19 protein-coding genes are annotated in these 22,070 nt (G+C 56.8%); 8 read left to right on the plus strand and 11 right to left on the minus strand.

Annotation, left to right across the window (positions count from 1 at the left end; all coding sequences use genetic code 11):
* Positions 1-49: 49 nt before the first annotated feature.
* Positions 50-508 (minus strand): Fe-S cluster assembly transcriptional regulator IscR, encoded by a 459-nt coding sequence (gene iscR, locus ACR3E2_RS04990; protein WP_209596301.1) that lies wholly within the window; start codon positions 506-508, stop codon positions 50-52.
* Positions 509-687: 179 nt separating this feature from the next.
* On the opposite strand from iscR, the gene ACR3E2_RS04995 reads away from it, so the two are divergent.
* The 6 genes from ACR3E2_RS04995 to ACR3E2_RS05020 all read left to right on the plus strand — a co-directional run bounded on the left by ACR3E2_RS04995 (position 688) and on the right by ACR3E2_RS05020 (position 6,285).
* Positions 688-1,341: an alpha/beta hydrolase gene (locus ACR3E2_RS04995; protein ID WP_170424714.1), complete on the plus strand. Its 654-nt coding sequence runs from the start codon at positions 688-690 to the stop codon at positions 1,339-1,341.
* On the plus strand, positions 1,341-1,586 hold the full coding sequence (locus ACR3E2_RS05000) for a hypothetical protein (RefSeq protein ID WP_267366187.1): 246 nt from the start codon (positions 1,341-1,343) through the stop codon (positions 1,584-1,586). Before ACR3E2_RS04995 ends, ACR3E2_RS05000 begins: the two co-directional genes overlap by 1 nt.
* Entirely contained in the window at positions 1,583-2,752 is a 1,170-nt protein-coding gene (locus ACR3E2_RS05005; protein ID WP_480480879.1) for an HD domain-containing protein, read from the plus strand. Before ACR3E2_RS05000 ends, ACR3E2_RS05005 begins: the two co-directional genes overlap by 4 nt.
* A 363-nt stretch (positions 2,753-3,115) precedes the next feature.
* The gene (locus ACR3E2_RS05010) at positions 3,116-3,451 is read left to right on the plus strand and encodes an SMR family transporter (protein WP_209596305.1); all 336 of its coding nucleotides are present in this window, start codon (positions 3,116-3,118) and stop codon (positions 3,449-3,451) included.
* A 76-nt stretch (positions 3,452-3,527) separates the two neighbouring features.
* Positions 3,528-5,345, plus strand: coding sequence for a translational GTPase TypA (gene typA / locus ACR3E2_RS05015; protein WP_480480876.1), 1,818 nt, complete (start codon positions 3,528-3,530; stop codon positions 5,343-5,345).
* Positions 5,346-5,646: 301 nt separating this feature from the next.
* Complete coding sequence (locus ACR3E2_RS05020) at positions 5,647-6,285, plus strand: hypothetical protein (protein WP_480492694.1); 639 nt, start codon at positions 5,647-5,649, stop codon at positions 6,283-6,285.
* 217 nt (positions 6,286-6,502) lie between these two features.
* On the opposite strand, the gene ACR3E2_RS05025 is transcribed toward ACR3E2_RS05020, so the two are convergent.
* The 4 genes from ACR3E2_RS05025 to recA all read right to left on the minus strand — a co-directional run bounded on the left by ACR3E2_RS05025 (position 6,503) and on the right by recA (position 11,697).
* On the minus strand, positions 6,503-7,126 hold the full coding sequence (locus ACR3E2_RS05025; protein ID WP_480480872.1) for a transglutaminase-like cysteine peptidase: 624 nt from the start codon (positions 7,124-7,126) through the stop codon (positions 6,503-6,505).
* Between the two features lie 372 nt (positions 7,127-7,498).
* Entirely contained in the window at positions 7,499-7,786 is a 288-nt protein-coding gene (locus ACR3E2_RS05030; protein ID WP_480480870.1) for a DUF1330 domain-containing protein, read from the minus strand.
* A 1-nt stretch (position 7,787) separates the two neighbouring features.
* On the minus strand, positions 7,788-10,460 hold the full coding sequence (alaS, locus tag ACR3E2_RS05035; protein WP_480480868.1) for an alanine--tRNA ligase: 2,673 nt from the start codon (positions 10,458-10,460) through the stop codon (positions 7,788-7,790).
* A 169-nt stretch (positions 10,461-10,629) separates the two neighbouring features.
* Entirely contained in the window at positions 10,630-11,697 is a 1,068-nt protein-coding gene (gene recA / locus ACR3E2_RS05040; RefSeq protein WP_267366220.1) for a recombinase RecA, read from the minus strand.
* A 192-nt stretch (positions 11,698-11,889) separates the two neighbouring features.
* Between recA and ACR3E2_RS05045 the strand changes: the two genes are divergently transcribed.
* Positions 11,890-12,483 (plus strand): sulfotransferase family protein, encoded by a 594-nt coding sequence (locus ACR3E2_RS05045; protein ID WP_480480866.1) that lies wholly within the window; start codon positions 11,890-11,892, stop codon positions 12,481-12,483.
* A gap of 4 nt (positions 12,484-12,487) precedes the next feature.
* On the opposite strand, the gene ACR3E2_RS05050 is transcribed toward ACR3E2_RS05045, so the two are convergent.
* The 3 genes from ACR3E2_RS05050 to guaB all read right to left on the minus strand — a co-directional run bounded on the left by ACR3E2_RS05050 (position 12,488) and on the right by guaB (position 17,587).
* Positions 12,488-14,779, minus strand: a complete 2,292-nt coding sequence (locus ACR3E2_RS05050) for an ATP-binding response regulator (RefSeq protein ID WP_480480864.1) — start codon at positions 14,777-14,779, stop codon at positions 12,488-12,490.
* 108 nt (positions 14,780-14,887) lie between these two features.
* Positions 14,888-16,045 (minus strand): RsmB/NOP family class I SAM-dependent RNA methyltransferase, encoded by a 1,158-nt coding sequence (locus ACR3E2_RS05055; RefSeq protein ID WP_480480862.1) that lies wholly within the window; start codon positions 16,043-16,045, stop codon positions 14,888-14,890.
* A gap of 93 nt (positions 16,046-16,138) precedes the next feature.
* Positions 16,139-17,587 (minus strand): IMP dehydrogenase, encoded by a 1,449-nt coding sequence (gene guaB / locus ACR3E2_RS05060; protein ID WP_209596318.1) that lies wholly within the window; start codon positions 17,585-17,587, stop codon positions 16,139-16,141.
* Positions 17,588-17,804: 217 nt separating this feature from the next.
* On the opposite strand from guaB, the gene ACR3E2_RS05065 reads away from it, so the two are divergent.
* On the plus strand, positions 17,805-19,850 hold the full coding sequence (locus tag ACR3E2_RS05065; RefSeq protein ID WP_480480860.1) for an ASKHA domain-containing protein: 2,046 nt from the start codon (positions 17,805-17,807) through the stop codon (positions 19,848-19,850).
* Between the two features lie 53 nt (positions 19,851-19,903).
* On the opposite strand, the gene ACR3E2_RS05070 is transcribed toward ACR3E2_RS05065, so the two are convergent.
* From ACR3E2_RS05070 to comD, 3 genes are read right to left on the minus strand one after another with little or no spacing between them, the layout of a single operon-like run.
* Positions 19,904-21,010 (minus strand): alpha-hydroxy acid oxidase, encoded by a 1,107-nt coding sequence (locus ACR3E2_RS05070; RefSeq protein WP_480480858.1) that lies wholly within the window; start codon positions 21,008-21,010, stop codon positions 19,904-19,906.
* Entirely contained in the window at positions 21,010-21,564 is a 555-nt protein-coding gene (gene comE, locus ACR3E2_RS05075; protein ID WP_209503877.1) for a sulfopyruvate decarboxylase subunit beta, read from the minus strand. The genes ACR3E2_RS05070 and comE overlap by 1 nt, the downstream gene beginning before the upstream one ends.
* Positions 21,561-22,067 carry a sulfopyruvate decarboxylase subunit alpha gene (gene comD / locus ACR3E2_RS05080; protein WP_267365987.1) on the minus strand — a complete coding sequence of 169 codons (507 nt, stop codon included), beginning with the start codon at positions 22,065-22,067 and terminating at the stop codon, positions 21,561-21,563. Before comD ends, comE begins: the two co-directional genes overlap by 4 nt.
* Positions 22,068-22,070: the final 3 nt, after the last annotated feature.

Genomic DNA, 22,070 nt, shown 5'->3' on the forward strand with positions numbered 1-22,070 from the left:
ATACATCTTTTCCTGCACAGAAGTCATATGCATGTTCGACTTACCCAGCTCATTCATCGACGACGGAAAACAGGCTTGGAACTGCCGGGCAAGGCGCAAGGTCGTTTCTGATCACATCCGACAGGCGCGTCTGGTGCAGGAAGACATAAACATGCGCGCTCAGGCTTTCCCACAAGCGGTTCGTCAGGGATTGCGCCCTGCTACCCGATGACGCACCGGATGCTCCGGCCCCTTTTTGCAGCGCATCAACTGTCTCATCCACAGCGGCCAGAACCTCGACCACGCGAATCTCGGACGCGGGGCGTGCAAGACGATACCCCCCTCCGGGCCCACGGACAGAAGCAACCAGTTCCGCGCGACGCAGCTTGACGAAAAGCTGCTCAAGATACGGCAGAGAAATGTCCTGCCGTTCCGAGATTTCGCCCAGGGTTACCAGCCGGTCTGTTGGCTGAAGCGCAATATCCGCCAAAGCGACCATCGCGTAACGCCCTTTGGTCGAAAGCTTCATGCCCTGCCCCCTTTTAGCCGGATCTGCGCGAAATCATTGACGCCGACGCTGCCAGTGCGTATCTCCGACTGACAGCGCGATTGCGCCAAGCAATGTAATTAGAACCGTTCTAAGGTGTCCGACGATTATAGTCAAGTATATCCGGATACCCGCACGAAAATGACAGGACCAAAGCACACATGCCCGAGGTGATTTTTCCCGGACCCGAAGGCCGCCTGGAAGGCCGCTACCACCCGCAAAAGGAAAAAGACGCACCGATCGCTATCGTGCTTCACCCGCATCCTCAGTTCGGCGGGACCATGAACAACAAGGTGGTCTATAACCTGCACTATGCCTTTTACAACATGGGCTTCACCGTGCTGCGCTTTAACTTCCGCGGAGTCGGTCGCAGCCAGGGCGAATATGATCAGGGCGTAGGCGAGCTGAGCGATGCAGCATCTGCCCTGGATTACCTGCAATCCATGAACAACAACTCGAAACACTGTTGGGTTGCGGGCTTTTCGTTTGGGGCGTGGATTGGAATGCAGTTGCTGATGCGCCGCCCCGAAATCACGGGTTTCATCAGCGTGTCGCCGCCTGCCAACATGTATGACTTTTCCTTCCTTGCGCCCTGCCCGTCTTCGGGCTTGATCATCAACGGATCGGCTGACCGTGTGGCACCACCAGCGGATACCACCGCGCTGGTCAACAAGTTGCACGAGCAAAAAGGGATCACGATCACCCATAACGAGGTTGAGGGCGCGGATCATTTCTTCCAGGATCGCCACATGGACACGCTGATCACAGATGTCAGCGACTATGTGAAACGTCGGCTGACTGAGAACACCCGCTAATGTCCGACACCATCACATCGCTCGCGGCCAAACTGGCCGAAGATACGATGAAGGTCATGGACGAAACCGGCGAAGACCGGTTCTTTGTGGAAGTGGGTGAAGTTCTTGGTGCGGCGTCTCAATCTCTGGAAGAGGCTTTCCTGACAGAAATCCGCGTGCGTCTGGCTGAACGCAAGGCCAGACAATTCGTGATCAAGCGCCTCGCTTCGCATCGCGCGAAACTCAAGGCGATTGAAAAGCAATGACCGATCGCCTGGTTGCGCAGGTCGCATTTCTGAAACGGGCCGACAATCTGAAACTGGTCGAGCGGGCAAATGTCCTGCTTGACCAATCAAGGCCGGAAAACTCTGCTGAACACAGCTGGCACTTGGCTTTGTGGGCAATGGTCATGGCACCGCTGGCCGGGCCGGACATCTCGGTCGACCGGGTCATCCGCATGTTGCTGCTGCATGATCTGGTTGAGATCGTGACAGGTGATCACCCGATTCACCTCAACACGGATTGGGACACCGTGGCCGAGGCTGAACAGGCCGCAGCACAAGAATTGTTTGGCCTGTTGCCCGACGAACAGGCGCAGGAATTTCTTTCGCTCTGGCACGAATTCGAGGCGGACCAAACCCCGGATGCCCGGTTTGCCAAGATTCTGGATCGCTGCCAGCCGCTGTTTCAGGTTCTGTGCGCCGCCGACCCACGAGAGGATCATGTGGAGATTGCGCGGTCGAATCTGGCAGACGGTCGCGCAGCGTATCTGGCCCATGCGTTTCCATTGGCCCACCAGCATGCCACAAACCTCTTGACCAACTCGGACCCTCAGGATGACGCCTTCACGAAAAGATTGGCGTTTCTTACAGAAGCGGACCAGTTGAAATCCGTTCTGCGCGCGTCACGCCTGATGGCCAGTGACAGGTTCGAGAATTCGGCGGAACATTCGTGGCATGTCATGCTCTACGCATGGGTATTGTCAGAATACGCGCATTCGGACGTTCAAGTGGACCGAACCCTCCAGATGTTGCTTTTGCACGATGTTGTCGAAATCGACGCGGGCGACCACCCGATCCACGGACATGTCGACCACGCGGAACAGGAAGCCAAGGAACAGGCCGCCGCCAAGCGATTGTTTGGCCTTTTGCCTGACTGTCAACACAGGCCATTTACTGAACTTTGGCACGAGTTTGAGGCGGCTGAGACCGCAGAAGCCAGGTTTGCAAAGGCTGTTGACCGCTTTCAGACACCCATAGCAAATCTGGAAACAGGTGGCGGGTCATGGGTCGAATACAAAGTGAAATTCGACCAGATTGTAACGCGTGTCCGACCAGCTATTGCAGCGGGAGCGCCTCAGCTATGGGACTGGCTGCAACCGCAACTGGTTGCGCATTTCGAAAATGGTAAAACAGCCGATCCTCAAGCATAAAAAAAGGAGCCTGAAGGCTCCTTCTTTCTTGCTTGGTTTCTAGCGGCGTTCAAAAAACACTACTACCATCAAACTGTTGAACCAAGTTGGCTGCATTCACTTCGACGGACCCCCCGTCAGCAAGCCACCCAATCGCCACTATCAGACCCGAAGCAAATATGATTGATTTCGCAAATAACGTCATCGCTCAAAACTCGTTAACAAAATGAAAAAATATGCAGCGAATATTACATTCATTCGACTGAAAAAACAGTCAGGTATACCTGACCCAAGGTAATCTTGTAGACAACATGACGGCCCGCGTATTTCACTCACACAAATCACCCTCAGGCCACCCGACGCACCCTTTTCCGAGGTATTCAAATGCCCCAAGCCTATCTGTATCTGTTGCTGGCTGTGCTGGCTGAAACCATTGGCACAACGGCCCTGCAAGCCAGCCAGCAGTTTACGCGGTTCTGGCCATCCGTGATCGTTATCGTTGGGTACGCGTTTGCATTCTACCTTTTGGCGATGACGTTGAAGGTCATGCCTGTCGGCATTGTTTATGCTATCTGGTCCGGACTAGGCATCTTTCTGATCGCGCTCATCGGTTTTATCGTTTTCGGTCAGCGTTTGGATTGGCCGGCAATACTCGGATTGGCGATGATTCTGGCGGGAATCCTGATCATTCACCTCTTTTCAAAGACTGCCGGGCACTGAAGGCCGGTTAGGGCTGGTATATTTTGCCGCGCCGCGTTATGCGCGCGGCAACTTCCCGTTCAAAGGCTGACCTCTCATGGACCTGCGCAACATCGCAATCATCGCTCACGTGGACCACGGCAAAACGACCCTGGTGGACGAGCTGCTCAAACAATCCGGTGCATTCCGGGAAAATCAGGCCGTCGCGGAACGCGCCATGGACAGTAACGACCTGGAGCGTGAACGCGGCATCACCATCCTGGCCAAGGCCACCTCGGTTGAGTGGAAAGACACGCGCATCAATATTGTCGACACCCCTGGCCACGCCGATTTCGGCGGCGAGGTCGAGCGCATTCTCAGCATGGTCGACGGTGTTGTTCTGTTGGTGGACGCCGCAGAAGGCCCGATGCCCCAGACCAAGTTTGTAACGTCCAAGGCACTGGCGCTGGGCCTACGCCCGATCGTGGTTCTGAACAAGGTCGACAAGCCGGATGCCGAACCGGATCGCGCGCTGGACGAATGCTTTGACCTGTTCGCCAACCTCGGCGCGGATGACGACCAGTTGGATTTCCCTTCAATGTACGCCTCGGGCCGTTCGGGCTGGGCGGATATGGAGCTGGACGGCCCCCGCAAGGACTTGAGCGCGCTTTTCGACCTGATCGTCGATCATGTTCCTGCTCCGAAGCAGGTCGATCACAAAAATGAACCCTTCCGGATGCTGGCCACGACACTGGGCAGCGATCCCTTCATCGGCCGTATCCTGACCGGCCGTGTGGAAAGCGGTACGCTGAAGGCTGGCGACAGCCTCAAGGCGCTCAGCCGCGATGGTTCGGTCATCGAAAACTTCCGCGCCACGAAAATCCTGGCGTTCCGGGGACTGGCCCAGCAGCCCATCGATGTGGCCGAAGCAGGCGACATCGTGACCATCGCTGGCATGAGCAAAGCCACCGTAGCGGATTCGCTGGTTGCCCCTCAGGTCACTGAGGCCCTGCCCGCGCAGCCCATCGATCCGCCGACCATTACCGTGACCTTCGGTATCAATGATTCTCCACTAGCAGGCCGTGACGGCAAAAAAGTTCAATCTCGCGTCATACGTGACCGCCTGATGAAAGAAGCCGAGTCGAACGTCGCCATCCGTGTCACCGACACCCCCGGCGGCGAGGCGTTCGAAGTTGCGGGCCGCGGAGAGCTGCAAATGGGCGTTCTGATCGAGAACATGCGCCGAGAAGGCTTTGAGCTTAGCATCTCGCGCCCTCAGGTTCTGTTCCGTCAGGAAGACGGGCAGCGGCTTGAGCCCATCGAAGAAGTCACCATCGACGTGGATGACGAATATTCTGGTTCCGTTATCGAAAAGATCACCGGCGCCCGCAAAGGTGAACTGGTCGAGATGCGCCCGGCTGGTACCGGCAAGACGCGGATCATCGCCCATGTCCCGTCCCGTGGTCTGATTGGTTACCACGGCGAATTTCTGACCGACACGCGCGGTACCGGTGTACTGAACCGTGTGTTCCACGATTGGGCGCCACATAAGGGGCAAATTCCGGGCCGTCGCGCAGGCGTTCTGATCTCGATGGAGAAAGGTCAGGCTGTGGCTTATGCGCTGTGGAACCTGGAAGAACGTGGCCGTATGTTTGTTGGTCCGCAAACAGACGTATATCAGGGTATGGTGATCGGCGAACACTCGCGAGACAACGATCTGGAAGTGAACCCGCTCAAAGGCAAGAAGTTGACAAACGTGCGCGCCAGTGGATCCGACGACGCGGTCCGCCTGACGCCGCATATTCAGTTCTCACTGGAAGAGGCAATTGCCTATATCGACGATGATGAACTGGTGGAAGTTACACCAAACGCGGTGCGCCTGCGGAAGCGTTTTCTTGACCCGCACGAGCGTAAGCGGATGGCCAAATCTGCCTAGAACACCCTCAGGTTGCAAACTGACCAAACGGAAACAATGGCAATAGTGTGGCATATTTGCTTCCAATACGACAAAAGACGAAATCAGAAAAACCGGGCTCACTGCCCGGTTTTTATTTGAAAACTAACACCTTTCTCCGCATGGTTGAAAATTTCCGCCCCGGGCCTCACCAACAAGATATTGTAGGCGCCCTCGAATTATGGTCAAAACACGTCAGAAGTGTGACGTCCTTCACAAACACCGATATGGGAATGGTGCATAGAAGGACGTAGTTTAGTTATCGAGTTCCAAGGAGTTCAAAATGGGTAATAGAGCTCGCAAGTTTCCACTGTTTTTTATTGCGACAACTTTTCTGCTTTCACCTGCCGGTGAAACCTTTGCCGCTGGGACATGTACGGTTGCAACAGCACGGCAATCCGCTGCGTCCGCGCAGGTTTTGTGCGAATGCGATGCTGTGACATCCGGCATGATCCGCTACATTCAACGCCGTCATGACTTCGATCAGATTCTGGCGCGCGTCGGTGCAGAATGCGCCCCGCTGGCAGGTCTGCTAAGTGACTTCCCGACCGCATCGATCGGTGTCTCAGACCAGAGATCCGGCGACGGACCTTCCCAGGAAAATGGCACGCCCCCCAATGGTGGCGGCGGTAACCCAACCGGTGGCGAAGAGCCTGGTGGTGAAGAACCCGGTGGTGAAGAACCCGGTGGCGAAGAGCCCGGTGGTGAAGAACCCGGTGGCGAAGAGCCCGGTGGTGAAGAACCCGGTGGTGAAGAGCCCGGTGGTGAAGAACCCGGTGGTGAAGAACCCGGTGGCGAAGAACCCGGTGGCGAAGAACCCGGTGGCGAAGAACCCGGTGGAGAAGAACCCGGTGGGGAAGAACCCGGTGGTGAAGAGCCCGGTGGTGAAGAGCCCGGTGGTGAAGAGCACGAAGAAGACTGATAAAGACGAAACCGAATACCAGCGAACCGGCCCTAGGAACGCGGAGCATATTCGATAGAAAAAACTCTGCTGGTCGAGGCTTCGGGGCTGGAATACGTCGATACGCAAAACGTTCGGATTAATCCGTCCAAGCGTAAGGTCAAAGACTACACTCTTGGGCGCAGACCAAATCTGCGTCCAAGGGTAAGATTTTGGGTAGGTAAATATACCGCTGAGGTCAGCTGCGCCCGTAAACGCCGACCCATTGACTGGGCCGCTTCGGATCTTGCATGCGCAGGAACAAATAGCGCGTAGCTGTCCAGGGTTTGATCCGGTTTGTGAGATTGTCCAAGATCAGGTCGCCCTGCGCCGAGCGGTAGACCAGAACCGCATGAGGCGTCCGGCGTGTGTCCAGAACGGTCGCAATCAAAAGCTTACTTGGATCAACCCCGGCATGGATCAGATCCCTCTTCTTCAACAATGCAAAGTCTTCACAATCACCGCCTCTGGGTGTTGGCAAGGCCCATCGCTCGCGCGTTTTGTACTGGGACTGATCCGTAACTTCCCGGGTCGACGCGTTTACGCGGCGATTCACTTGATTTACCACCGTCAGCTCTTGGTGGCTGGACAACGTGACCGAGCGTTTTGCAGTGCAAGCCCAGTTATATTGGTTGCATAGGTTGATTGCGCCTGAGGGCGGAGGTGAAGACGCAACGATTGGGATAAAGACGCCGTCGGATGCCTGCGCGACAGGTGCGGAGGCGATTACGCCGATACACACGGTGCAGATACCCAATGCGCGCGCCGCAGCCGATGCAAGAGCGGCAACACACCTCTTGGCTAAATTCGCGAATGAAATCATGCGAGTTCCCCGATCCGATGTTCTTCGAACGATTGCATGTCCAACTGCACCACATTCTGTTTCTTGAAACTATCTGTGATCAGGCGTTTCGCGCAATCTCTTGAGAACCTGCAAAGGAAACGGGGCGAAAATTCGTCCGAGAATCTGACAATTTCACGTAAGAATTTTGTTGGCGCGGCCACAATTCTGCCAGGACCCATTCGACAGAACAGGAGCATCAAAGGGTAAGTGATTGAATTAAATCAATTAAACAAAAAACAGCCCGCTGTCGCGTGCTAATCAGTATCAACCAAACATGACATAAGCCGAATCTTGCTTATTCACTGCCGGTTTTCTTGGAAATATCAGCGCCTTGGACGCAAGGCCCATATGTCACTCGGTGATTTCCACCACAACCAGTTCACGCTCACTTGCGCCGCGCGCGTGATTCAGGGCCTGCTGGTACTCATCCGAGTTATAGCATTCAACCGCAGCCTCCAGCGTTGGGAAGCGCGCCACTACGTTTCGTGGACGTTCCTTACCTTCCAGCTGAACGTACCGTGCAGCACGGGCGATAAACTCGCCCCCGTGCTTGGCGATGGCCGGTCCGGCCAGTTCCGCGTATTTGCCGTAAGCCTCAGTGTTCGTCACCGTGACATGCGCAATCCAAAGAGCAGCCATATTAACCTCCCAAAACCTGTTGTGCGGCCTTGATTGCCGCATCTGCATTTGATGCATCCTTGCCGCCGCCCTGGGCCATATCAGGACGACCGCCGCCGCCTTTTCCGCCCAACTCGATTACCGCAGCTTTGACAAGATCCACCGCCGAAATCCGTCCGATCAGGTCTTCTGTCACACCAGCCGCAACGGCCGCCTTGCCGCCCGTATCCGCAATCAGCAACACCGCACCCGATCCAAGGCGGCTTTTGTGTTCGTCGATCAACGCGGGAAGGTCCTTGCCTGAAACACCGCTGAGCGCTTGTGCCAGGAATTTCACACCGTTTACATCCCGCGCCTCGGCATCACCGCCCTGACCGGCCCCGCCAGCCATAGCCAGATCCCGGCGCAACTGAGCCACTTCGTTCTGCAAGGCCTTGCGTTCGTCCAGAAGGCTTTTCACGCGCGCCACCACGTCGTCCGGTTGCGCCTTCAGTTCCGATGCCACCTGAGCCAGACGTTGATCCTGTGCCGAAAGATAGCGGAAGGCCTCATCCCCGGTCAGCGCTTCGATCCGGCGCACACCTGCACTGCTGGCGCTGTCACCCAACACAACAAAGGTGCCGATATCACCTGTCTGGCGCACATGTGTGCCGCCACAGAGTTCTATCGACCACGTATCGCCGTCATGGCCTTTGCCTGTTGGTGCCTTGCCCATGGAGACGACACGAACCTCGTCACCATATTTCTCGCCGAACAGGGCCTGCGCGCCCAATGCGCGCGCGTCGTCGGGTGTCATGACCCGGGTTTCAACAGTCGAATTCTGGCGGATGAAATCGTTCACCTCACGTTCGACTTTCTGGATTTCCTCCAGGCTCAGCGCTTTGGAATGACTGAAGTCGAACCGCAGACGATCCGCCGCGTTCAGCGAGCCGCGCTGCGCCACGTGGTCACCCAGCGTTTCGCGCAGGGCTTCATGCAGCAGGTGCGTGGCCGAGTGATTGGCGCGAATGGCGGAACGGCGGGCGTGATCAACCTCAAACTCTACCGCGTCGCCCTTGCAAACAACGCCGCTTTGAACTGCTACCTTATGAGCATAGACCTTGCCGTCGGCAAACTTCCTCGTGTCCTCCACGCGGCTCAGGTGATCGCGATCCTCCAGCCTACGCAACGCGCCAGTATCGCCGACCTGACCGCCGGCCTCCCCGTAGAACGGGGTCTGGTTCACGACGACCCAACCGCTGCTGCCCGCGTCGATCTTGTCAACCAGTGCGCCATCAACAACCAGGGCGACAACCTGCGCTTCGGCTTTCTCGGTATCGTAGCCCAGAAAATCCGTCGCACCGGCGGTATCCAGCACATCAAACCATACAACCTGATCCGCTGCTTCACCTGACCCGGCCCATGCAGCACGTGCCTTGGCCTTCTGTTCAGCCATCGCGGTGTCAAAACCGTCCGTGTCGACGCTCAGGCCCTTTTCACGCAGCGCATCCTGCGTAAGATCCAGTGGGAAGCCATACGTGTCGTAAAGCTTAAAGGCCGCTTCACCTGACAGGGGTGCCCCCTCGGAAAGCCCTGAAACCTCATCATCCAGCAACTTCAGACCACGGTCCAGCGTCTGCTTGAACCGGGTTTCTTCCAGCAGCAGCGTCTCTTCGATAAGCGGTTGCGCCTGTTTCAGTTCAGAATAATGCCCGCCCATCTGCTGCACCAGCGTAGGCACCAGGCGATGCATGACAGGATCCTTGGCGCCCAGCAGGTGCGCATGGCGCATGGCGCGGCGCATGATCCGGCGCAGAACATATCCCCGGCCGTCATTGCTGGGCATCACACCGTCTGCAATCAGGAACGAGGTCGACCGCAAGTGATCCGCGATCACCCTGTGATGCACGTTCTGGTCGCCATAGGGGTCGACACCGGTCGCATCCGCCGAAGCCTCGATCAGGGTTTTGAACAGGTCGGTGTCGTAATTATCATGGCTGCCCTGCAACAGCGCCCCAATCCGTTCGAGCCCCATACCTGTGTCGATCGACTGCATGTCAAGTTCGACCATCGAGCCATCTTCGAACTGCTCGTTTTGCATGAAAACGACGTTCCAGATTTCGATGAATCGGTCGCCATCCTCCTCGGGTGATCCCGGAGGGCCGCCCCAGATGTGATCGCCGTGATCATAGAAGATCTCGGTGCACGGGCCGCAAGGTCCGGTCGGACCCATCTGCCAGAAATTGTCATTGGTGGCGATGCGAATGATCCTGTCCTCGGGCACACCGACCTTTTTCCAGATTTCAAAGGCTTCATCATCGGTATGATAGACGGTGGTCAACAGGCGGGTCTTGTCGATACCGAATTCCCTGGTGATCAGTTCCCAGGCAAAAGGGATCGCTTCATGTTTGAAGTAATCCCCGAATGAAAAGTTTCCCAGCATCTCAAAAAACGTGTGGTGACGCGCCGTATAGCCAACATTGTCAAGATCGTTGTGCTTGCCGCCCGCACGCACACATTTCTGGGCCGTGGTGGCGCGTTTGTAATCGCGGGTTTCCAGACCGGTAAACAGGTTCTTGAACTGCACCATGCCTGAGTTCACGAACATCAGTGTCGGGTCATTGCGCGGCACCAGCGGGCTGGACGCGACGATCTCATGCCCTTGTTTTTCAAAGTAGTTCAGAAAAGTCGATCGGATGTCGTTCAGGGTTGGCATAGGGCTCTCTCGGCGCACATATATCTTGGTCTCCGTTGGTTTAGCCCCGTGTCAGGTGAGTGTCCACAGCAGAGGCACACAGGAACGAAACAAGGCGACCCGATCAAGCCGCCTTGTTTCAAGTGTTACAGTCTTTGCGCAGATGTCAGGGGTTACCCACCTCAGGACATCAGGCCTCCAGAATATCGTCATCCTCGGCAACGCCTGGCGACATATCGAATTCCAGCCCATGCGCCGCGCGGATCTTGTCTTCGATGTCCAGCGCCACCCGGCTGTTTTCCCGCAGGTATTGTTTGGCGTTCTCACGCCCCTGCCCGATCCGCTCATCACCATAGCTGAACCAGGACCCGGACTTTTCGACAACACCAGCTTTAACACCCAAATCCAGCAATTCGCCCATCTTCGAGATGCCTTCGCCATACATGATATCGAACTCGACCTGCTTGAACGGCGGTGCGACCTTGTTCTTCACAACTTTGACGCGGGTCTGGTTCCCGACCACTTCATCCCGGTCCTTGATCGCGCCAATCCGGCGGATATCCAGCCGAACCGAGCTGTAGAATTTCAGCGCATTGCCACCGGTTGTGGTTTCCGGGCTGCCGAACATCACGCCGATCTTCATCCGGATCTGGTTGATGAAGATGACCATGCAGTTCGAACGGCTGATCGAGCCTGTCAGTTTGCGCATTGCCTGGCTCATCAGCCGGGCCTGAACACCCACGCTGCTGTCTCCCATGTCCCCTTCGAGTTCCGATTTCGGCGTCAGGGCAGCGACCGAGTCGACAACAACCATATTGACTGCGCCCGAGCGTACCAGAGTATCTGTGATTTCAAGCGCCTGCTCACCGGTGTCAGGCTGGGAGATCAAAAGCTCATCCAGATCAACGCCCAGCTTGCGGGCATATTGCGGGTCCAGAGCGTGTTCCGCATCTACGAACGCGCAAACTCCGCCGCGCTTTTGCTGCTCAGCAATGCAATGAAGGGTCAAAGTGGTTTTACCCGAGCTCTCAGGCCCGTAAATCTCAACGATACGCCCCATCGGCAGCCCGCCGATACCCAGCGCGATATCCAGACCCAGCGACCCGGTCGAGCTCGCCTCGATATCCTGCCGGGCATCTTCTCCCAGCTTCATGATCGACCCCTTGCCGAACTGCCGTTCGATCTGGGCCAGCGCACTGTCGAGCGCCTTTTGCTTGTCTGCGTTTTTCTTGTCGCTCATTGTCAGAAGATCCGCCATTGTCCTGTCGCCTTCCCTTTTGTCACACCCTTAATCGGGCGGCAATCGCTGCTTTGTTCGCCTCTTGTTCCTTATGAGATCAAAAAGAGAACATTTCAACTAAAACTTACAGAAATCAGTCTTCTGCAATTGTGTTAAAGAGTCGTTTACGACAATCTGCATAAGAAGCATGGCAACCTTGGGAACCGATAAATGCTTGTTTTTTATAAAGAACGACTTGCTTTTCTTTCAGTCCCCAAGACCGGAAGCACGGCTTATCACACGGCGTTGCGTGACCGGGCCGATCTCATCGTGACACATCCACCTGAGCTGAAACACGCCCCGGTGCGTCGGTATGACCGGTTTTTCCAGACCATGTTTCGAAAACTGTTTGATACCGAGATGGAAATTATGGCCGTTGTGCGCGAGCCGTTGGATTGGCTGGGCAGCTGGTACCGGTTTCGCAGTCGTGAAGACTTGATAGGTCAACCGCGCTCGACACGTGACATGAGTTTTGACGCATTCGTTCAAGCCTATTTGCTGGACACACGTCCCGAGTTCGCAAATGTCGGCAGCCAGGCGCAATTCTTCCGTACCCGCAACGACAGTGCTGGCGCTCGTCATATCTTCAAATACGAACATCAGGACAAGGTGTTGGACTTTCTGCAAACACGTCTGGACATGCAGATCGACCTGAAGCGCGAAAACGTATCGCCTCCGGGAGATTTGCATCTGTCACCTGCTACCGAACAGAAGTTTCGAAATGCCTGCCCGGAAGAATTTGCGCTGCACAAAGCCGCATTGTGATCCATCAGTTGAGTTGTTGAAACACGGCCTCTGTCAGTTGGGTGAGGGAAAACGGTTTGGGCAGAAAGGTTGAGTTGGCAATATCCGGACCGGTATCGCCGAAAACGCCTTCGGTATACCCGGACACGAAAATCACACGCGCATCCGGGCGCGTCTCCATGGCCTTGCGCACCCAAGTGGGCCCGTCCATTCTTGGCATGACAACATCTGTGACGAATACATCAACACTTAACGCGGAATCTTCAAGCAGTCGAAGCGCCTCTTCCGCCGAGTCCGCCTCGAGCACGGTGTAACCTTTCAGCCGCAGGGCGCGGGTCGCAAAGGCGCGAACAGGCGCCTCATCCTCGACCAGCAGCACCACGCCTTCGCCCTGCCTGGCGCTCTGGGCTTCGGGCTGGACTGGCGATTCAGTTTCGACCTCGGACGTCGTCGCGCAAACCGGAAGAAAGACAGTGAACTCGGTGCCCCGTCCAATTGCGCTGTCGACAAAGATAAACCCACCGGTTTGCTTTACGATCCCGTAGGCCGTTGACAACCCCAACCCGGTGCCCTCACCAGTTCGTTTCGTGGTGTAGAAGGGTTCGAAAATCTTCTGCAGCTTATCTGCTGGGATACCAACACCGCCATCCACAACCTTGACTGTCACATAGTCGCCCGGTTGTACGGTTGCCCTGTCCCGCATGAGAGGCTGCAAAAGGGTCAACACACTGGTTTCAATGCGAATTTCACCACCGTCCGGCATGGCATCTCGTGCGTTAACGACAAGGTTCATCAGCACCTGCTCAAGTTGACGCTTGTCCGCCCGCACGGGTTTGAGCACCGGATCGTGGCTCAGCGTCAATTGCACCTTCTCGCCAACCAAACGGTTCAGCAGGTGAATAAGGTCCGAGATCGTGTCACGCAGATCCAACACTTCCGGCCTGAGGGTCTGTTTTCGCGAAAACGCCAAAAGCTGACTGACCAGCGCGGCGGCCCGGTTGGCATTCTGATTGATCTGCACCAAATCCCCGTAGTCCGGGTCATTCTGGTCATGGCGCAACAGCAGCAGATCGCAGTGACCGGAAATGGCCGTCAGCAGGTTGTTGAAATCATGTGCAACACCTCCGGCCAATTGCCCTACGGCCTGCATCTTCTGGCCCTGAACGAATTGAGCTTCCAGAGTCTTCAGTTCAGTCGCATCGTTCAGAACCGCGATCAGGCATATCTTTCCATCGACAAACACACGGCTCAGGGTGACTTGAACAAAGATTTCCTTGTCGTCCCTAATGAACTGCAAAAACTCTGATCGCTGCGTTTCTTCATGCGCCTCGGTTCGTTTCAACCAATCCAGCACAGGGCCCCCTACGCCCCGCATGATGTCGCTGATGTTACTGCCTTCAAGCTGCTTCTTTCCCAACAGTTTCGCCGCCAGCCGATTACTGTCCAGAATGATGCCGTCCTCGGAAAGTCTGAGGATTGGAACCGGGAGGTCAGAGAAGGACATGACCGCATCCTGTGCGGGCATCTGCGTAATCGGTAACAAACAAAGGCTTCGTTCCGACCCGGATTGAGAAAATTCGGACACGGCTGCCAGAATATGACCATCGCGGGTCCTGACTGCGTTGACAGCCCCGGTCCGCGGTTCGGCTTCGCTGAAAATATCCTGCGCCCTGGCAGGGTGCGCACCAAACAAACGCTCGGCCGTGGCATTGACGCGCAATACGTCACCTGCGCGTCCAAGGGTTACGACCGGCAAGCCAAGGGTTTGCCAGCTATCCTGTTGAACACAGCTAAAGTTCCAGTAGAACAGTCCCGGCCGCAATCGGTGCACGGAAACCGAAATAGTCCGATCGCCACCGGGAAACTCGCTCTGGGCGCTTCCTGTGGATTGCGCCCGCGATTGTAGGCTCAACAAGATCGCCGAAGGGTTAGCAAACCTGGAGCGCAAACAGCGGGCTAGGTTTTCGCCTCGTATGGCCCCCAGCTTTTTGTCCGCCAGGACGTTCGCGGCCAATATGTCACCATACCCGTTTGAGATCACGACCGGAGCATCCTCGCGCTCTGCGAAAGCGGCCAAAAGGGCTGATATCTGTTGCAAATGCCTGTTCGTAATCGCCCCCTTGATCCCAAACAAGAGCGCCACAACCAAAAGGGAAATGCCTGTTGCCAGCAAACCTTTTGTCCAATCCGACGGCAGAAACCCAACCGCAGGTGCCAGGCTGATCAACAGCGCCACAAACACTAACGACCCGATCCGAAACACCGATGGAGTATTGGCGGCTGAAGGGGCTGGAACAAATTCAGTGATGTCAGGCATAAACGGCTCGGGCACAGGTTTTGCGGTAATAACAGGTAGAATTGGTTAACACTCGCCTAACGGCGTTAAAAAACAAGTTAGCTACCCAAGGTTGTATTTACCGAAAGATCAGCGCGTCAAGTGTGACGTAAAGAACCCGTCGGACCCGCGAGTTACCTGCCATGCCTGCCGGAAGGTTTCACGCCAGCCCGCATGTTTTGTCAGAAACCTGTCGACAACCGCATCGTTCTCGTCGGCAAGAACCGAACACGTTGCATAAGCCAGCACTCCACCTGCTTGGACCAATGGCGTGATATCTGCGAGAATGTCAGCCTGAATGACCGTGAGTTCTTGCAAACGGTCTTCAGTCAACGCCCATTTGCCTGCCGGTGCGCGCCGCCACGAACCGCTGCCAGAACACGGGGCGTCGGCCAAAACGACGTCAAAAGGCCCGTGACCAGCAAGTTCCGCGCTGTTCAGGATGGTTATTCTGGCCCCTGCCCGTTCTGCCCGCGCTGGAATATCCTTCATTCGGCGCGCATTCACATCATGAGCGTAAACCTCGACACCCTTGTAGGCAGCAATCGCAAGCGACTTGCCGCCGCCCCCAGCGCAATAGTCCAAAACGCGCATTCCAGGGCGCAGATCCAAGGAAGCAACAACCGCCTGACTTGCCGCATCCTGAAGCTCGACCAAACCCTGAGCGTATGCCTGGCTTTGCGCGATCCGACGCGCGCCCTCTGTCACCTCCAGAGCGGTTTCACATATCGGCGTTGGACGGGCTGAAATACCGTCGGTCGCCAAAGCATCAATCGCCCGGGTTACATCCGTTTTCAACAAGTTGACCCGCAGAATAACCGGAGCGCGTTCCTGCAATGCCAATGCGCAAGGAACGGCGGCATCGTTCAAGGATGAGACGAGCTTTGGCCACAGCCAGTCAGGAAAATCATATCTCTCGGCTTCGGATTCAAAATCCCTTGATACTTCTTCATTTTGTAGGGCTTCGGGCGCGTGGCGGTCGCCGGTAAACAACTCAACCGGATCTTCACCCGATGCGCGAAAGGCGCCGATCATCAGGCCGCGACCAGTTCCGGAACCACCCAACGCAGCAAATGAGCGTTTGCACCGCAAAGCGTCAAACACATGATCGCGAATAGCTGCCCGATCCTTGGAGCCCGCAAACCTGCTGCGCCGCGCCCAGCCGGTCAGCGCCTTTTCAACCGGGGCCCCGGCGAGAATTTCATCCAGAATTTCAATCGAGGCCTGAACGCGGGCAGCAGGTGTCATCACGGATTACCTTTGCTGAAAAAGGCCGTGACAGGCCAATCCAAAATCACTACGGCACCCCGTGCTAGGGTGCCGTATGTCATGCGCAACGGCTTACATCACCCGGTAGTTCGGGCTTTCACGTGTGATTTGAACATCGTGCACGTGGCTCTCTTTCAGACCTGCGCCCGTGATCTTCACGAATTGGCAGTTTCTGCGCATCTCTTCGACGGTCGCGCAGCCGGTGTATCCCATTGCAGCGCGCAAACCACCAACAAGCTGGTGGATCACTGCACTGGCTGATCCTTTGTAAGGAACCTGCCCTTCGATCCCTTCGGGTACCAGCTTGTCATTTGCCGCGTCCTTCTGGAAATACCGATCCGCCGATCCGCGCGCCATCGCACCAAGACTGCCCATACCGCGATAGGATTTGAACGACCGGCCCTGATACAGAATGACCTCACCCGGGCTTTCGTCTGTGCCCGCGATCATCGAACCCACCATGGCGCACGACGCACCGGCGGCAATTGCCTTGGCAAAATCGCCCGAAAACTTGATGCCACCATCCGCAATGACCGGAACATCCCCCGCCGCGGCGGCACAATCACTGATCGCGGTCAGCTGAGGGACACCAACGCCCGCCACCATGCGTGTTGTACAGATCGAGCCGGGGCCAATACCAACCTTGATGGCGTCAGCGCCTGCGTCGATCAGCGCCTTGGTCGCCTCGCCTGTAGCTACGTTTCCGGCAATGATCTGAACCTCGTTCGACAGGGTTTTGACCCGTCTCACCGCATCCAGCACGCCCTGAGAGTGACCATGCGCCGTATCGACAACAATGATATCCACGCCCGAAGCCACCAGTTGCTCGGACCGCTCAAATCCCGCGTCTCCAACCGAAGTCGCGGCAGCCACTCGCAGGCGGCCAAGCCGGTCTTTGCACGCAGTTGGGTTCAGAACGGCCTGTTCGGTGTCCTTCAGCGTCAGCAGACCTGTCAGTTTTCTCGTGCCATCAACGACAAGCAGTTTTTCGATACGACGGGCCCGCATCAGGCTTTTGGCCTCTTCCAGATCAGCGGGTTCTTTCAGCATTGCCAGGTTTTCCGAGGTCATCATCGCCTTGATCGGCGTGTCGTCTGAATTGGCAAAGCGCATATCCCGGTTGGTCACGATACCAACCACGCGACCATCTGCGTCAACCACCGGGAAACCGGTGAAATTATAGCGCTCGACCAGAGCCTTCGCATCGGCCAGGGTCTGATCCGCACGCAAGGTAACGGGGTTGTAGACGATACCCGATTCGAACCGTTTGACGCGGCGAACCTCGCGAGACTGCTCTTCTACGGAAAGGTTCTTGTGGATGACCCCGATACCTCCCGCCTGTGCCATGGCAATGGCCATGCGCGCCTCGGTCACAGTGTCCATGGCCGAGCTCAGCAGCGGGATGTTCATGGTAATCTCACGCGTGACACGCGTGGTGGTGTTCGCTGTTGCCGGCAGCACTGAAGATGCGGCCGGAACCAGAAGAACGTCGTCAAAGGTGAGTGCCTCACGAATCTGCATCTGAATACCCCATGCAAAAGCCCGTTTGGCGGTGACCCTATTGCATGGATTGAACCAAAGGAAAAGCCCTTGGGGGCAACTCTGTGGCTCCAGTTGCCTATACAGCCGAAGAAAACGACGCATGCCGCGCAAATCGTGCCGCTGATAGCCCTTTCCCTTTGCGCTCAAACCCATATCTTGCCGGGAAAACGCGCGAACACAAAAAGGCATGTCACTCATGACCACCGACCCACTTGTCGTCTTTACCCCGTCCGGCAAACGCGGGCATTTTCCTGTCGGAACGCCCATTCTGACCGCAGCCCGCCAATTGGGAGTGGATCTGGATTCGGTTTGCGGGGGCCGTGGTATCTGTTCAAAGTGTCAGATCACCCCAAGCTATGGCGAGTTTCCCAAGCACGGCGTCACGGTGGCCAAGGATGCGCTGAGCGAATGGAACGCTGTCGAGCAACGATACGACGACAAGCGCGGTCTGAAACCCGGTCGTCGACTGGGCTGTCAGGCTTCGGTTCAGGGCGATGTCGTGATCGACGTACCGCCAGAAAGCCAGGTACATCGTCAGGTCGTTCGCAAGGCCGCCACGGCACGCGCCATCACCATGGATTCAGCAACGCGTCTGTATTTCGTGGTGGTCGAAGAACCCGACATGCATTCGCCAACCGGCGATCTGGAGCGCCTTGAGCGCGCACTGCGCCAGCAGTGGAAAATTGACGCGGTCACAGCGGATCTGTCACTTTTGTCCAAGCTGCAACCGGTTCTGCGCAAAGGCAAATGGGAGGTCACTGTGGCAGTTCACAAAGGCCACAAGGACAGCGTCGCACGCATTGTCGAAATCTGGCCCGGCCTGCACGAAGGCGGGATGTATGGGCTGGCCATCGACCTCGGCTCAACTACGATTGCGGCTCATCTGACCGACCTGGAAACCGGCGAAGTCAAAGCGTCATCGGGTCTGATGAACCCGCAAATCCGCTTTGGCGAAGACCTGATGAGCCGTGTTTCATATTCCATGATGAACCCCGGCGGGGATCGGGAAATGACAAAAGCCGTGCGCGAGGCGATCAATGATCTGACCACCTCAATCGCCGAAGAAGCTGGCATTGACACCGCGCTGATCGTTGAAACGGTGTTTGTCTGCAACCCGGTCATGCACCATCTGCTGCTGGGTCTGGATCCCGTCGAGCTGGGTCAGGCGCCCTTTGCCCTGGCCACGTCCGAGTCGATGTCCCTGCCCGCACGCGAGATGGAACTGACCACCATGAACCCCCGCGCGCAGGTCTACATCCTGCCTTGCATCGCGGGCCATGTAGGCGCGGATTGTGCGGCGGTTGCCCTGTCCGAAGAACCCGGCAAATCCGAGGATTTGGTTCTGATCGTCGATGTGGGCACCAATGCCGAAATCCTGCTGGGCAACACCAGCCGCGTTCTGGCCTGTTCCTCACCTACCGGGCCTGCGTTTGAAGGCGCTCAGATCAGTTCTGGCCAGCGCGCTGCACCCGGTGCGATCGAGCGGATCGAAATAGATCCCCTTACCAAGGAACCCCGCTTTCGCATCATCGGGTCCGAGAAATGGTCGGACGAAGACGGCTTTGACCTTGATGTCGCCACCACTGGTATCACCGGCATCTGCGGCTCGGGCATTATCGAAGCTGTGGCCGAGATGCGTATGGCTGGACTTCTGGACGAAAGCGGCCTGATCGGATCGGCCGAGCAGACTGGAACGGCCCGCTGCATTCCTGAAGGCCGCACACATGCTTACCTGATTCACGACGCCAGCGCCGAAGGCGGCCCCCGCATCACTGTCACGCAGGGCGACATCCGCGCCATCCAGCTGGCAAAATCCGCGCTTTATGCCGGTGCGCGCCTTCTGATGGACGAGATGGAAGTTGACAAGGTGGATCGTGTGGTTCTGGCCGGTGCCTTTGGCGCTCATATCTCGACCAAGCACGCCATGGTTCTGGGCATGATCCCTGATGCACCGCTTGACAAGGTCACCAGCGCGGGTAACGCCGCTGGTACAGGTGCACGGATTGCGCTGTGCAATATCGGATCACGCGCTGAAATCGAACGCGTCGTGCGCGAGATCACCAAGATCGAAACCGCCATTGAGCCGAAGTTCCAGGATCATTTCGTGGCCGCCAACGCGATCCCGCACAAAACCGATCCGTTTCCGGAACTGGCGCAGGTTGTCACGCTGCCCAATCCAAGCTTCAACACAGGTGGAGAGAGCGAAACAGGCGGTGGGCGCCGTCGCAGACGCCGCGGTTAAACCAGCATAGGAACGACTCGCAGGTACGCCTCGGGTCGTTCCCCAAACTGGTTTCAGGTTTCGAGACGCACCTCGCCCAGCGACGAAACGCCCATCTGCGCCATGGCAATACTCATTTCATCACTCAGCACAGACCACAGTTGCTCAAGCCCTTCTTCCCCTTCTGCCGCGATTGCAAATTGCAGGATGCGGCCGAAGAAGGCAAAATCTGCGCCGTTTGCCAAGGCTTTCAAAACATCCTCGCCCGAGCGCAAACCGCTGTCGTAAAACAGCGGATATTCCGGACCGACGGCGTTCCGAATTTCAGGCAATACGGCAATCGGCGCGGGCGCACTGTCCAACTGGCGGCCACCGTGGCTTGAGACCTGAATGGCATCGACACCTGCCGACTTGAGGTTCAGCGCGTCCTCTGCATCCAGAACGCCCTTGACCACCAGTTTCCCGGCCCACTGGTCGCGCAGACGGGCCAGTGTCTCCCAAGTCGCCTTGGCCCGGCTTTCCCGGCGATCAAAATCATATCCGTCCATCAGGAAATTCGCCATTTCGGGCTTGCCCCGCAGTAGCGTTGATAGCGACCACCGGGGGTGAAGCGCAAAATCAAGCACCTGTTTCGGGCCCATTTTGAATGGCATCCTAAACCCATGGCGCAATTCACGCGGTCGACGTCCCACTTCGGGCACGTCCACCGTCAGCACCAGCGTTTCGTACCCCGCAGCCTTTGCGCGCTCGACCAACTTGAAGGTGCCACTGCCATCGCCGCTGAAATACAGCTGAAACCAGGCATGTCCCTCTGCCTCGACAATCAGGTCTTCCATTGGCGTCGATGCGACGGTTGAGACCCCAAGCGGCACCTCGTACCGCGCCGCAAGGCGTGCCAGCATCAGATCTGCACCGGGGGCCGACAGGTTGCACATCCCCATCGGTGCGATGCCAAACGGGCGTTGGGTCGACCTCCCAAAGACGGAACAAGTAAGCGACCTTTCGCTGACATCTTTCAGAATTCTAGGGCGAAGGGTCAGCGCATCCAGTGCAGCCCTGTTTCGGGCTGCGCCAACCTCGGACCCGGCGGAACCGTCGATATAGTCAAATACCATCCACGGCAGACGCCGCCGCGCGAGGCGGCGGGCGTCCTCGGAACTGTGGATAGCGCTGGATAACATCAGGCCTGTACGGCCTTCATGAACCGGTCGCGGATCACCACCGGATCCATAGTGATAACAGGCATCTTGGCATTTCCGCTTTCGCACTTGGCCACGATGATGGTCATCTGTTTCGAATCCAGCGCTTCTTGCAGCACGCGGCCGGTGTCTTCGGCCTGGCATTCGATAACGCGCTCGCATCCTGCGGCTTCCGCCATTTTCGCTAGAGAGGTCTTCTGCCCGGCATATGTCGGCTGATCCCCAGTGGACCCGTACGACCCATTATCGACGATCAACAGGATATAGTTGTCCGCCACGTTGTTGGCGATGGTCGGCAAGGTACCCAGATTGGTCAAAACCGACCCGTCCCCATCGATCACGATAACCGGTTTGGGCTGCGACAAGGCCAGACCCAGACCGATGGATGAGGCCAGTCCCATCGTGCCCAGCATGTAGAAATTGGTGGGCTGGTCGTCGATGGCATGCAGTTCCTGACTTGGAATGCCGATGTTGCAAACAACAAGCTGATCGCGCAGGATCGGAGCGATTTCTTTCAGAATTTCAGAGCGGATCATTGGTCGCCATAGCCTCCCCAGAAACTGGCATCGGTCAGAATGGCGACCGGTTTGTTGCACATAAAGGTGTATTTGAGGATCGTGTCGAGCTCCTCAACATCTGACTGATGGTGGAAGTGATAAGTCGGAATATTCAGCTGAGCCAGCAGCGCTTTGGTGTGCACAGCCATTTCAACCTGGCAGGCAACCGGTTCGCGCAGCTCTCCGCGATAGGAAATCAGCATCGGCAATGGCATGCGATAAAACTGGATCAGTGTCGCCAGTGTGTTGATCGTCACACCGATTGCGGTGTTTTGCATGATGATCGCGGGACGCTTGCCGCCCATCCATGCCCCGGCGCACAGGCCCATCCCCTCGTCTTCCTTGTTGGACGGGATGTGATGGATGTCCTCTCGCTGGTCGATTTCAGCGATGACACCTGCCAGTTGCTTGCACGGGACGGTGGTGACGAACGAGATATCGTTGGCCACCAGATCGTCGGTTATCTTCTTGTCTATGTTCATGGT

This window comes from Ruegeria sp. AL7 (assembly GCF_056536105.1).

Bases quoted from the DNA above. Each gene is read 5' to 3' on its own strand.
- iscR (WP_209596301.1), bottom strand. From the start codon at position 508: ATGAAGCTTTCGACCAAAGGGCGTTACGCGATGGTCGCTTTGGCGGAT.
- ACR3E2_RS04995 (WP_170424714.1), top strand. From the start codon at position 688: ATGCCCGAGGTGATTTTTCCCGGACCCGAAGGCCGCCTGGAAGGCCGC.
- ACR3E2_RS05000 (WP_267366187.1), top strand. From the start codon at position 1,341: ATGTCCGACACCATCACATCGCTCGCGGCCAAACTGGCCGAAGATACG.
- ACR3E2_RS05005 (WP_480480879.1), top strand. From the start codon at position 1,583: ATGACCGATCGCCTGGTTGCGCAGGTCGCATTTCTGAAACGGGCCGAC.
- ACR3E2_RS05010 (WP_209596305.1), top strand. From the start codon at position 3,116: ATGCCCCAAGCCTATCTGTATCTGTTGCTGGCTGTGCTGGCTGAAACC.
- typA (WP_480480876.1), top strand. From the start codon at position 3,528: ATGGACCTGCGCAACATCGCAATCATCGCTCACGTGGACCACGGCAAA.
- ACR3E2_RS05020 (WP_480492694.1), top strand. From the start codon at position 5,647: ATGGGTAATAGAGCTCGCAAGTTTCCACTGTTTTTTATTGCGACAACT.
- ACR3E2_RS05025 (WP_480480872.1), bottom strand. From the start codon at position 7,126: ATGATTTCATTCGCGAATTTAGCCAAGAGGTGTGTTGCCGCTCTTGCA.
- ACR3E2_RS05030 (WP_480480870.1), bottom strand. From the start codon at position 7,786: ATGGCTGCTCTTTGGATTGCGCATGTCACGGTGACGAACACTGAGGCT.
- alaS (WP_480480868.1), bottom strand. From the start codon at position 10,460: ATGCCAACCCTGAACGACATCCGATCGACTTTTCTGAACTACTTTGAA.
- recA (WP_267366220.1), bottom strand. From the start codon at position 11,697: ATGGCGGATCTTCTGACAATGAGCGACAAGAAAAACGCAGACAAGCAA.
- ACR3E2_RS05045 (WP_480480866.1), top strand. From the start codon at position 11,890: ATGCTTGTTTTTTATAAAGAACGACTTGCTTTTCTTTCAGTCCCCAAG.
- ACR3E2_RS05050 (WP_480480864.1), bottom strand. From the start codon at position 14,779: ATGCCTGACATCACTGAATTTGTTCCAGCCCCTTCAGCCGCCAATACT.
- ACR3E2_RS05055 (WP_480480862.1), bottom strand. From the start codon at position 16,045: ATGACACCTGCTGCCCGCGTTCAGGCCTCGATTGAAATTCTGGATGAA.
- guaB (WP_209596318.1), bottom strand. From the start codon at position 17,587: ATGCAGATTCGTGAGGCACTCACCTTTGACGACGTTCTTCTGGTTCCG.
- ACR3E2_RS05065 (WP_480480860.1), top strand. From the start codon at position 17,805: ATGACCACCGACCCACTTGTCGTCTTTACCCCGTCCGGCAAACGCGGG.
- ACR3E2_RS05070 (WP_480480858.1), bottom strand. From the start codon at position 21,010: ATGTTATCCAGCGCTATCCACAGTTCCGAGGACGCCCGCCGCCTCGCG.
- comE (WP_209503877.1), bottom strand. From the start codon at position 21,564: ATGATCCGCTCTGAAATTCTGAAAGAAATCGCTCCGATCCTGCGCGAT.
- comD (WP_267365987.1), bottom strand. From the start codon at position 22,067: ATGAACATAGACAAGAAGATAACCGACGATCTGGTGGCCAACGATATC.